The sequence below is a fragment of the Bacteroides sp. RCH18 genome (assembly GCF_058231005.1).
The window spans coordinates 3559008-3571948 of record NZ_JBIPTC010000001.1 but is presented as its reverse complement, the minus strand read 5'-3'; the positions used below and the strand labels follow the sequence as shown (position 1 = coordinate 3571948).

The window sequence follows — 12941 nt, the reverse complement described above, 5'->3', positions numbered from 1 at the left end:
AAATACAGTTTTTTCAAGGTTTTATCGTTTTAAAGTTTTAACTAAATGATTCATTCCAAGATTCTTTCCATTTATAACGAACTTGAATTATTCGTCCAAAATCTTTTTCATGGAATAACACAAATTTATTTTCGGCATCATTCACCTGAATTACTTTATTCTGTTGGATCACATATTTTTTTAGAGTATAATCCGAATTATCATCATCTCCTTTCAAAATATAAACATCTCCATTTTCCAAACCCACTATAATATATTTGTTATTAAAGCATTCAGCATCAATTGAAGTAATTGGAGAATCAAACTGGGCACATGTATATATCTTATTTCCATCCGTATAATAAAAATAAAGAGTCTCTCCTTTACTTATAAAAAGATAAGGAGCTTTATCTTGATTGCGGCAAAGATAAAAGCAATTTTTGGACGTTCCGTCAATTACTGAACTTAGCCCCTCAATCTCACTTTGAGATGTAAAGCTAGCGCCAACTTTAGTGACAGAACTACCTCCTCCATAAGCTTCTACCGTAAATTTCTGTATATAGAACCTGCCAGCTTTATCTTTAATAATAGACATATAAGAGACATCTCCCCAATCAACTAAACTAGCGCCTACAAAGTATACAGAATAATCCTTCATGTTATCTAACCTAGCATCAGAAGGACCATACTCATACTCCTCCACCTTCAAAGGTAGTACCTTTCCAGAATAGTTATAACCTTGCCAACTCTTATAATCAGCAATATGCAAATATTGCGAAGAATTTTTATCATAAAGAACCATACCTCCATGTTCATCAAAAGGAGCATAAGCAATCATGCTACCATCCACTTTTACCTTGCCTTCTTCATCAGATGTTAATGGTCGGTCAAGGAAATTACTAGAGTTAAACAATAAATTGCTATCTTTAACGCGGGTATAAATAGTTCCATCCTCACCAATTGCCATTGTGAGAAACTGCATATCAATAACACCTACCGGAACAAATCCTTCTGGATATGATTTACTAAGGAACATTTGAGACAATATCCCTTCTTGCTTATAACTGCTACCTGATATATCAACAGCTCCTTGACCACCCTTCTGTGCTACCCATAGCCAACTGGTTTTATCTTCTCCATCCCAGCGCTCTGTCCAGTGAGGATACATAGAAACAGGCTGTGTTCCCATCGGTACACCATTAATCATTTGATAAATATCACGTGTAACAACAGGCTTTAATATTCCCTCTTCAGTCTGTTCTCTCAAAAAAGCTAAAGTACTGATACCTTCTTTCTCAGAAAGTACTACCCAACCATTAGAGGCATAAGCAGAAGAAACAGAAATGTACGTGGAACCAAAATAGGTAACTCCTGTGTTATTATCCATTACAGCCAACCTCAGTTCTTTAGTACTAGCAATTGTATCAGCTACCCACTCTAGATCTCTAGTATCAGCTATGACATGTCCATCAAACGTCCATTCATATGATAAATCAGAGGATTCTTTTCCTAAAGTGAAAACCAATTTTGGTTTTGATGTCACTTTATCTCCTAACGCATACGAAGAACTTTCAGTCTCTACAGAAATCTCGATATCGTTCATTTCTCTATAATCATAATTTCCCTTATCCTCATAACAAGACGTGATGATCAAAAGGAACATTACAACAAATAATATCTTTATTTTCATATTTCAATTGCTATTCTAATTAGTTAATAGGTACAGCCATCGGAAACTCCTCACCAGTTGTATCATTTTTATCCATTACATTGTTTACTGCAATGTAGTACTTGAATGTCAATGCATATTGCCGTTTTTCGGCAGTACTTAGTTTTCCAAAATCTGAGATATTGGTGCATTTTACAAACTCTTCATATTTCTTTCTAGAATATGTACCTAAATACAACTTCGTGACATCATTGGTCCACCATAAAGGTTTACTAATAATATTATTGAATATAATTTTAATTTGTTCGTATTCCGGTATTGATCCTTCGAAATACTCATTTGGGAGAAGTTTCAAACACAACTTCACGTTCTCTTTCAAATCTTCCGTTTTTAACAGCATAACCTCCAATGTATCATTAGATAGTCCAGCTTTAAACATTGGATTATCAGGCAAACGATAATTTTTCTGATCGGCATTTTTTATCTTATCTTCACTCTCATCTTCCGCAACCACACTTACTTTGTAAGGTGTATCTATTGAAAACGGTTTTCCGATTAGCCCCAGACCAATCTTCACAATAATAGCATTACTAGTAGGATAGTTATTGAAAGATACTTCGAAATCCTCATCACCAAATTCCTTCAGTTGGCTAAAATAAAGATATTGTCCACCATGATAAGGTTTTATCTCATCTTCCGAACATCCCCAAAAACAAAGAGATATTAAAGCAAATAGAATATATTTTTTCATCTTTCTTTTTCGTTGATTATCATACATTAAACATCTTCATTATCCGGTTTATCAAATACAAAGATTGCATTATCTACCGGTTTCTTATCCATACGTTTGTATTGAAAAAACATTTGCCCTTCTCCTACAAACTCCTTACGCATATCCTTCAATAACTCTGTATGAAATCCTTCCAATGACCCAATACTGTTCTCCATATTAGTAGTCAGAATTCCTCTCGCATAACGTACTTCATCCAGCATTTTGCCAGCTTGAGAATATTCACCCTTACGAGCAAAGTATTCCCCCATAATATAATACATCTCACTCAAACGTATGCCTGGAACCATATCTGAACCATCCTGTCCCAACTTAATATCATATTTTAAAGAATATGCATTAGAATTATAAGAACCTGTCTGTAGAAGGAAACGACGATCCTGTTCTTTATTATCAGCAAAGATATTATCACTGTCAAGGATAAACAGTGTCTGATTTCCTCTTGTAATATAAGGTATATAGTCTTCTTGTAATGTTTTATTAAAAAAACACATAATAATACTATTATAGTCTTTAAGATTCGTACCTAAGCTTGAGTATTCCACAAAATTAAAACAGGATTCAGGCTTGCTTCCATATGGATAAGTCGCTTCTACGACCTCTTTTGCTTCTTTATAAGCCAGTTCATATTCTCCTTCCCAATAATATACACGTGCCAATGCCGCTACTATAGCATAATAATTCATACGATATCCTCTATAAGCGAAGAATACATCACTAGAAGCAATATCGCTAGAAAGTATGCTTGATGCCAACATACGATAACCTGTACTCATCCAAATTTTATGTTCATCAGTTATATCACACTTAGCTAACATCTCTTTTGCAGCTTTTAAATCTCTAATTATCTTAGAAAGAATCTCTTTACTACTTTCATATGGAGGAACAATGGTAGGATATACCTCTACATAGGGAATATAAGACTTTCCATCATCTTTCGATATGGCAGGAGCAAATAAACGAAGTAAATCAAAGTGTATAAAAGCTCGTAGTGCCAATGCTTCTCCCCAAATCATATTTTTCTCAAATTCTCCCTCTTTGAAAATAGAAGAACTAGCTTCGCTAACATTGAGAATCAAATTATTACAATTAGCTATATTATTATAACCAATAGACCATATATTGGAAATGAAAGTTTTCACATCCGAATCATCAAATTGGAACTTAGCCGATTTATAATAAGCTGAATTTTTAGGTATAAAATTATTATCTGTTTGATAATATTGAGCAATAGCATCCATAAATCCCCATGACATTGTTCGTCCATACATAGAAGAAGTGCCCAAATTCAAATATATTCCATTCAAAGCATTTCGATATCCATCTCCTACCTCAAAAAGCTTATCCCCATTCACCTGATTACTCGGTGCTACATCCAGCCAATCACTACAACTTGTAGTAAACAGACTTGTAGCCAACAGTAATATTGTATATAATTTCTTCATATTATTCATCTACTTTAAACTATTAAAAACTCATCTTCACCGAAGCTGCAAAAGACCGTGAATATGGATAATCCAAACCACGTTCAGCACGTACAGTAGCAACACGGAATAAATCATTTCCTGAAAGTTCTACACGTAACAGACCGATACGCGCTTTCTTCAACCATTCAGCATTAAAATCATATCCTAAAGTAAGAGAGTTAAATGTCAGCACATTATAATCTTGGATGAAACGGCTAGTAGGACGAGTCACTGCAACTACACCATCAGTCTGTAAACGTCCATAAGGAGTACAATCTCCAGGCTTTTGCCAACGTCCTGTCAATACACGACGGTCTACATTACTACTTTGAATATGTGCATTCTCAACCTTACTTACCAATGTAGAATTATAACGCTGTCCACCAAATTCATACATAAAGGTAGAATAGAGAGAAAACTGCTTCCAACGAAGGTTAAATCCAAAAGTACCCTGGAGTTTTGGCTCTTCGTTTCCAATCACAACTTGGTCAGCCGCATTCCAGTCATATGTTATTGTACCGTCAGGACGAAGATAAATTTCCTTACCATCTGCTGGATTGATACCTAATGATCTCACACCAAAAATAGATGTCAGAGAACCACCTTCTACATACTGCAAGTAAGTCTCACTATATTTTGAATCTCCTTTTCCAGAATCATATTTCGCATATTTTTCTTGTACGCGCTTATTGTACTCTTTCAGACTATCTGAGATTTTAGTTATTTTATTTTCATTATGAGCCATATTTGCAAAAACTGCAACAAACCAATCCTTTGCATTCAAAATATTACTTCTCAACTGGATTTCAACACCCTTATTCATCACCTCACCAATATTATCTTTGTAAGAAGTAAAACCTGTAGAACTAGGTAATGTAACACTATTAACCAAGTCCACCGTTTTCTTACGATAATATGAAAAGTTCATCTGGAGTAATCCCTTAAACATATCAACATCTAGACCTAAATCCATGTTATGAGTCTTTTCCCAACCCAATCCATTATTTCCCAATGCCATCAATGATGCTCCTAGACCTGTTTTAAACCAGTTGTCTGTAACTACTTTATAAATAGTCTGCGCTTCATAGGGAGAGAAGTCAACTTTACCAGTAATACCATAAGTTCCACGAATCTTTAGACGGTCCATCCATTCAAACTGTTTCATGAACTTATAATTATGCAAGTTCAAACCAAGACCACCGGAAAAGAAAGGTGCAAAACGTTGATCAGCACCAAACTCTGAGTTTCCATCGAAGCGTACAGAAACGTCCGCCAAATAAATATTATCAAATGAATAGTTGAATGTCCCTAATGCACCGAAAAGACGGCTTTTACTATCCGAGTTAGAAGGTAATCCAGAGACTTTATTACCATAGCCTGGAGAAGACAATTCGCCAGACGGAAATCCTTTGTAAGTAATACCAAAACTATCACCAGTACTTGAAGTAGCATTAATACCTACCAAAAAATTCAGATTGTGCTTCTTTATATTTCTGTTATAAGATAAAGTAGCAGTAGCATCCCAACTTAAACTATTGGAAGTAGCGATATCCAACTGTCCTGAAACCACATTATTTAAGCCTAACAAATCATCATTCTTCTTTGAACGCGGATCAAGAAAGGTACGTGCATCCGAATTTGACTTCGTAACACTAAATTGTCCTTTTAACAACCAGTAACTGTCGATATTCCACAACAATTCTGTATTATTAATCAATTCCCAAGACTTACTTCGATCATAATTCTTCAATGTAGCTTCATACAAAGGGTTTACTTCTCCTGATCCTCCGGTCCAAGGATAAGTTGTCTCCAAATATCTTCCATTCTCATCAATATATTCATCATATGGCAATTTTGAAGTATAGTCGGAGAAGCTTCCATAAGGAGACTCCTGAGATTTAGTATAAGTATATGAAAAATAGTTTCTTACCTGAAAAGCTCCAAGTCGATAAGATAAAGACAACCCACCAGCCATACGGTCGCGATAAGAACCTTTCATAACGCCTTCTCCACTATTATAAGAAAAGTCAGCTCCCCAACGCAAATCCTCCGTACCACCATCCAAATACAAACTATGTTTGTGATTGAATACAGTACGAAGGGGTTTAGATAACCAATAAGTATCAACTCCACGAACTACATTGTTCAGTTTTTGGTTGTAAAGTGCATCTAACCGACTTTGTTCACTAAAACCTTGTTCTGGATTTGCCTTAAATAAACCTGCAGCAACCTCTGTTTCAAGTTTCTCTCGTGCATTCATCATATTATAATCAGTTAGGTCAGGATATTCCAATGTTCCGGTAAAGTTATAATCGATATTGACTTTACCAGCTTTCGGAGTTACTGTTGTAATAATAACCACACCATTCGCTGCACGCGAACCGTACATAGCCGTAGCGGCAGCATCTTTCAAGATCGTAATGCTTGCAATACGGCTAGGGTCCATATCATACAATTTCTGCACGCTGATTTCAAAGCCATCCATGATAAAAGTCGGAAGGTTAGGATTGTTCTTCAATGATGTTTTAGAAAGGCTTTGCGCATCCAATTGTGTTGTTCCAATACCCGAACGTCCACGAATATACAATTCCGGAACATTATTCGGGTTCGAACCTGCTAAATTATTTTCAGCAATACGAAAAGAGGGATCGAACGTTTGCAAGGCCCCTAATACATTTGTTTTGGAAACCGACATCAACTGATCTGCCGTAACCGTCACAGAAGTACCCGTAAAGCTATTTTTACTGATCTTTGCATAACCGGTTACCACCACCTCTTCCAATTGCTTTGAATCGGGTTTCAACTTAAAGGTATGCACTTTATCAAGATTGAGCTTGCCAGTATATATTTCCAAAGTTTGCATGCCTACAAAGGAAAGACGAATTGTTACATCTCCTTCAGGAAGTCCTAAAGAAAAAGCACCGTCTGCATCAGTCATTGTTCCGATATTTCTTTCTTTCCCCAGTATCAGCACCGTCACACCCGGTAGTTCGCCACCCTGTTCATCCACCACTTTACCTTCCAACGTACGTGTCTTCTGATCTTTCTTCTTGATGACCACAATACCATCTTTGGTAGCATAAGTGAAACCTTTAGGTGAAAGAACGCGGTCCAGCAATTCCTTCCAAGGCTCGTTGGTAGCTTTTACAGTCACCGGTTCAACTCCTTTAAACATCTGAGAGTTATAAAGCATGTTGATTCCAGCTTTCTGTTTTACCGTGTTTAAAAATGTTTCCATCGGCACATCCTTCAAATCAAGCGTCACTTTCTTCTCATCAGGTGGAAGTGCCCATGCACTGAGTACCATACTCAATGCAAAAAGACATAGCATAAAGACTCTTCTTTTTTTCATAATTTTTAAATCAAAACTCAATATTACTCATTCTCATATATCAATATATTTCTTCCGTTTATTCTATAGTAGATATCGCCGGTTAGTTCTAATGCATTCAGGAAAGTATTGATCGTGCCATATCGCTGCAAGTCACCACTATAAGTCAGGTCGCGCAGAGACTCCTTCTCATAATAGACATGAACATCATACCAGCGCTCGAAGGTTTTCATGATATCGCCCAGCCGTCTGTTATTGAAAACATATACACCTTGTGCCCAGCCGATATATTCATTGACATCCACCACCCGCTTTTCAATGCCACGGGAAGAGGCGACTGCCTGTTCACCCGGCGCCAGCGTAATTGTATTCTGATCGGGTGTCGAGAAATTTACTTTCCCATATACAAGGGTGGTATAGCACGCATCCGCATCATTATAAGCATTGATATTAAATGCCGTACCAAGTACTGTTACTTCTCCGAAACGAGTCCGGACCACAAACGGATGTTCCTCATCCTTTCTCACATCAAAATAGGCTTCACCTTCCAGTGTCACAATTCGGCGCTTTCCGACAAAACGGACCGGATAAAGCAATTTAGAACCGGCATTCAAATGAACAGTGGTTCCATCAGCAAGAAGGACAGTATTCTCTCCTCCCCGTGGTATAACCAGTTCATTTGACTTCACCGGACTTTCATCGACATTTTCTTCTTCGTGTTGTTGTGTTGTGACGGTCGGTCGATATGACAGCACCCCTTTATTGTATTTCACCTGGACGCCGTCTACTATTACATTTATATCTTTCTTTTGTACATCAATAGTGCTTCCATCGGGCAAAGTCAACACTGCCTGTTTGCTACCCGGCTTGATTTGCGCGATACGTGTCTGGGACTCCTCCACTGCCTGATAATGATTCACGGCATAAAAAGAAATTCCTACTGCCAGTACTACCACTGCTGCGGCAGCATACCACCATGTCCGGATACGACGAATCTTTCCACCGGACGAATTCTCTTTTTGTTGAATTTGTTGAAGGAAATGCTCGTAAGCCTTTTCCGATGAATATTCTTTATACTTATTAAAAGCATCTTTTAATTCCTCACTATCCTGCAATTTCTCATACACGGCTTTCAGTTCCGGATGCATAGATAAACGTTGTTCCAACACCTGCTGCTCTTTGTCGCTTGCATCTCCCAAAAGAGCCTTTTTTATCAAAGAGGCATCTTGATATGTGTTTTCTAACTTTTTCATAATTTTATCTATTTCTAATGAGGATTTTATCTTTGCTTTACTATAATTATACATAACGTCCATAAATGGGTGACAAAAAGATGATTATTTTTTATGAGACACTCTCCGTACGAAAACGGAAAAGAATGAAAAACTATCATTATGACATTATTCAGCAACAAAAATGACATATTTAACAAATCATTTCCTTTTCAGAATCAAAATTCAGCCATCAATAAATGACAATTAGGCATCTTAAAAAATATTTGTTTTTTTTCCGTTACCGCTATTAAAATGATGTATTTTTTAGCTTTTATCAAGGAGTTTGAAACTCATATTTTATCATCATCCGTCACTTTCGGACTTAGCTGATTGATATACAATGCAATAAGACACAGACATGGAACGAACACATATAGCTTACTAAAAATGCTAACCAAGCTTTGTTTACCTGTTAAACATACCGGCTCATCCACTTAAATAAACCACATCACAGTCACTTCACCCCCACAAAAGCAAGGATGCACAGCCCGGTTTCTAATAAAATATAAGAGCAAGAAGTACAGAATAACTGGAATTTGCCAGCTTCTCGCGTAAGAATTTATAGCTACGGCTTTTCTGAGTTTTAACCGTATTGATGCTGACTCCCAGCCGGGATGCGATTTCATCCCACGAATGTCCCTCTATTCTTAGCAGGATGATACGGCGTTGTTCGGCGGGAAGCTCCTCGATATAGAAATAAAGTTGTCGGATAGCTTCTTCTTTCACAGTCAAAGCATACAGCATTTCCTCGTCTTCAAAATCTTCTTCCTGAGGCAAGCCATTCAATATAGAATCATGAATCTGATGGTTGCGGATATACAACAGTGCATTATTATAGCAGGCACGATAAAGATAATTAGTCAGCTCACGGGAGTCGGAAAAAGTACGCTTACCTTCCCACACGGATATAAACACCTCCTGAACCAGATCTTCTACGGCATCGGTGAGGAACAGGATTTTCTCGACATATGAGCACAAGGCCGCATAATAGCGATCATAAAAGTCCCTCCAGATTCCCTTATCTTTCTGGTTGACACCTGCTACTATCAAATCATCTTTATCGCTCATACGGCAACAAGATTAATCAAACAATAAAAGACTCTCTTCAAATTACTGCAAAAACTGGTTATAATAGATATGACTTACAAATATATCTGTTTTTTCAGTATGTAAGTTCACCCCTCATATAAAAAAATAGAATAAAGAGGCATAAAATAAAAAAAGAGCGAATAACTCCGCCCCACCTAAAGAATCCCCCATAAATGGGATTCTTTTTTCTGCATCTCAATTTACCTGTTACCTGAAAACTACTTTTTTCCTAATACCTAATCAAAACAATCTTTTTCCTAAAAACTAATCTTAAAATCTAATACCTTAATTTTATAAACTAATACTACTCTTTTGTTATTACCTTATTTTCTAATACCTAAAAATCTTAGTAGTTTCACAACTACACTACAAAGGTAGAGGTGTTTTGGAAAACAACAAGAATTCTTATGCTAAAAAACATGTTTTACCTTATTTTTTTGATTTATGTCAAGAGAAAGAGTTGAGGTTGGGTATAAAACATACATCCGAAGGCTGATTTGACACAAAATCTGTCCAAACGCTCCGTTTGTCTTCTATTTCATCACATGGCCCCACACTTTTCCAAGTGACAAAAAGTAAGCCTAGAATGTCGAAAAAGAGCATTTACATCTCTTTTTGAAAGGGATCGAAACCTTGACATAAAAGAAAAGAAGCCAGAAACGTTACATCTTGCATATTTCCAATCCAAAATTACGGCGTTTTTTTGCGCCCGCCCCGCCTCCTCCTCGAAATTTCGGAAGCAAAAACCGGCAGAAGATACAACTCTCGCAACTTTTCCGTAACTTTGCAGCGTTTGATAATAAATAAGGTAGAATGGATTTTAAGTACGATGTAATTGTAATTGGTGCCGGACATGCTGGTTGTGAAGCGGCAGCCGCCGCTGCGAATTTAGGTTCCAAAACTTGTCTGATCACAATGGACATGAACAAAATCGGACAGATGAGTTGCAATCCGGCAGTAGGAGGAATCGCCAAAGGACAAATAGTACGCGAAATAGACGCACTGGGCGGACAGATGGGATTGGTGACGGATGAAACTGCTATCCAGTTCCGAATCCTGAACCGTTCGAAAGGTCCCGCCATGTGGAGCCCCCGCGCTCAATGCGACCGCGCCAAGTTTATCTGGTCATGGCGCGAGAAACTGGAAAATACCCCCAACCTTCATATTTGGCAAGACACCGTGCGCGAGTTACTCATCGAAAACGGTGAGGTAGTCGGACTCGTGACTCTCTGGGGTGTCACATTCAAAGCGAAGTGTATCGTACTGACCGCAGGAACTTTCCTGAACGGACTCATGCACGTAGGCCGCCACCAGTTGCCTGGCGGAAGAATGGCAGAACCCGCATCTTACCAACTGACAGAATCCATCGCCCGACATGGCATTGCCTACGGAAGGATGAAGACCGGCACACCGGTACGAATCGACGCACGCAGCATCCACTTCGATCTGATGGATACACAAGACGGAGAATGCGACTTCCACAAGTTCTCATTCATGAACACCAGTACGCGCCACTTGAAGCAACTGCAATGCTGGACCTGCTATACCAACGAAGAAGTGCACCGGATTCTGCGCGAAGGGCTGCCGGATTCTCCCCTATTCAACGGACAGATTCAAAGTATCGGTCCACGCTATTGCCCCAGCATCGAAACCAAGATTGTCACCTTCCCCGACAAAGAACAGCACCAACTGTTCCTCGAACCCGAAGGTGAAACAACACAGGAATTATACCTGAACGGATTTTCTTCTTCTCTTCCGATGGATATTCAGATAGCCGCGCTGAAAAAAGTACCGGCATTCAAGGATATCGTCATCTATCGTCCCGGATACGCGATTGAGTACGATTACTTCGACCCCACCCAATTAAAACATTCGCTGGAATCGAAGATTATCAAAAACCTGTTCTTTGCCGGGCAAGTGAACGGAACAACCGGTTATGAAGAAGCGGGAGGACAAGGACTGATCGCCGGAATCAACGCACACATCAACTGCCACGGTGGTGAAGCCTTCACACTGGCCCGCGATGAAGCATATATCGGTGTATTGATAGATGACCTGGTGACCAAAGGAGTAGACGAACCATACCGTATGTTCACTTCACGTGCCGAATACCGCATTCTTCTCCGCATGGACGACGCCGACATGAGACTGACCGAAAGAGCATATCACCTCGGACTGGCAAGGGAGGATCGCTACCAATTAATGAAGACCAAGAAGGAGGCATTAGAGCAGATAGTAAATTTCGCAAAGAACTATTCGATGAAACCGGCATTAATTAATGATGCCCTCGAAAAGTTGGGTACGACTCCCCTTCGTCAAGGCTGTAAGCTGATCGAAGTTCTCAATCGTCCGCAAATCACGATTGAAAATATCGCGGAACATGTCCCCGCCTTCCAACGAGAATTAGAAAAAGCAACCGCTGCAGATTCCGACCGTAAAGAAGAAATTCTGGAAGCGGCAGAAATACTGATCAAGTATCAAGGCTATATTGACAGAGAGCGAATGATAGCAGAAAAGCTGGCACGCCTGGAAAGCATCAAGATCAAAGGCAAATTTGATTATGCTTCCATCCAGTCGCTATCTACGGAAGCTCGTCAGAAGCTAATGAAGATTGATCCGGAAACGATTGCGCAAGCGAGCCGGATTCCGGGAGTATCACCAAGCGACATCAACGTATTGCTGGTACTTTCCGGCCGATAAGCGGCAACGTTTCACGTGAAACAAATCATTTAAAGAAACGAGATAAACCAATGATTATGAGCAAAGAAACGCTAATTAAAAGCATTCGGGAAATTCCTGATTTTCCGATCCCCGGAATCCTTTTCTACGATGTCACCACCCTGTTTAAAGACCCTTGGTGCTTGCAGGAATTATCGAACATCATGTTCGAAATGTACAAGGATAAAGGTATCACCAAAGTAGTAGGTATAGAATCCAGAGGATTCATCATGGGGCCTATCCTGGCTACCCGACTGAACGCAGGTTTTATTCCTATCCGCAAGCCGGGCAAACTTCCCGCAGAGGTGATCGAAGAAAGCTACGACAAAGAATATGGCACGGACACTGTGCAGATTCATAAGGACGCACTCGATGAAAACGACGTAGTTTTACTACACGACGACCTGTTGGCAACGGGAGGAACCATGAAAGCAGCCTGCGAGCTGGTGAAGAAACTGAAGCCTAAAAAGGTATATGTGAACTTCATTATCGAGTTGAAAGACCTGAATGGCAAATCCGTATTCGGAGATGACGTAGAAGTAGAATCCGTATTGACTTTATAAACAAATTGCTTATATTTGCAGGGCGTAGAGAATCTACGCCCTTTTTTTATTTCCCGCTATTT

The 12941-nt window shown here is 39.0% G+C and carries 8 protein-coding genes; 2 read left to right on the top strand and 6 right to left on the bottom strand.

Going from position 1 to position 12941, the window contains the following annotated elements; all coding sequences use genetic code 11:
- Nucleotides 1-37 precede the first annotated feature (37 nt).
- From ACHLI0_RS13940 to ACHLI0_RS13915, 6 genes are all read right to left on the bottom strand, one after another.
- Complete coding sequence (locus tag ACHLI0_RS13940; RefSeq protein WP_055219209.1) at nucleotides 38-1669, bottom strand: PKD-like family lipoprotein; 1632 nt, start codon at nucleotides 1667-1669, stop codon at nucleotides 38-40.
- A gap of 19 nt (nucleotides 1670-1688) precedes the next feature.
- Complete coding sequence (locus ACHLI0_RS13935) at nucleotides 1689-2399, bottom strand: DUF4843 domain-containing protein (RefSeq protein WP_011108731.1); 711 nt, start codon at nucleotides 2397-2399, stop codon at nucleotides 1689-1691.
- Between the two features lie 26 nt (nucleotides 2400-2425).
- Nucleotides 2426-3892 carry a RagB/SusD family nutrient uptake outer membrane protein gene (locus ACHLI0_RS13930; protein ID WP_011108730.1) on the bottom strand — a complete coding sequence of 489 codons (1467 nt, stop codon included), beginning with the start codon at nucleotides 3890-3892 and terminating at the stop codon, nucleotides 2426-2428.
- Between the two features lie 13 nt (nucleotides 3893-3905).
- Entirely contained in the window at nucleotides 3906-7235 is a 3330-nt protein-coding gene (locus ACHLI0_RS13925) for a TonB-dependent receptor (RefSeq protein ID WP_055219207.1), read from the bottom strand.
- A 44-nt stretch (nucleotides 7236-7279) separates the two neighbouring features.
- Entirely contained in the window at nucleotides 7280-8488 is a 1209-nt protein-coding gene (locus ACHLI0_RS13920) for a FecR family protein (RefSeq protein ID WP_055219482.1), read from the bottom strand.
- A 516-nt stretch (nucleotides 8489-9004) separates the two neighbouring features.
- Nucleotides 9005-9577 carry an RNA polymerase sigma-70 factor gene (locus ACHLI0_RS13915; protein WP_008767492.1) on the bottom strand — a complete coding sequence of 191 codons (573 nt, stop codon included), beginning with the start codon at nucleotides 9575-9577 and terminating at the stop codon, nucleotides 9005-9007.
- Nucleotides 9578-10411: 834 nt separating this feature from the next.
- Between ACHLI0_RS13915 and mnmG the strand changes: the two genes are divergently transcribed.
- Both mnmG and ACHLI0_RS13905 read left to right on the top strand, forming a co-directional pair.
- Nucleotides 10412-12298: a tRNA uridine-5-carboxymethylaminomethyl(34) synthesis enzyme MnmG gene (gene mnmG, locus ACHLI0_RS13910; RefSeq protein WP_490749404.1), complete on the top strand. Its 1887-nt coding sequence runs from the start codon at nucleotides 10412-10414 to the stop codon at nucleotides 12296-12298.
- Nucleotides 12299-12348: 50 nt separating this feature from the next.
- A complete protein-coding gene (locus ACHLI0_RS13905) occupies nucleotides 12349-12879 on the top strand; it encodes an adenine phosphoribosyltransferase (RefSeq protein ID WP_008762874.1) in 531 nt (176 codons plus the stop codon).
- The last annotated feature ends 62 nt before the right edge of the window (nucleotides 12880-12941 follow it).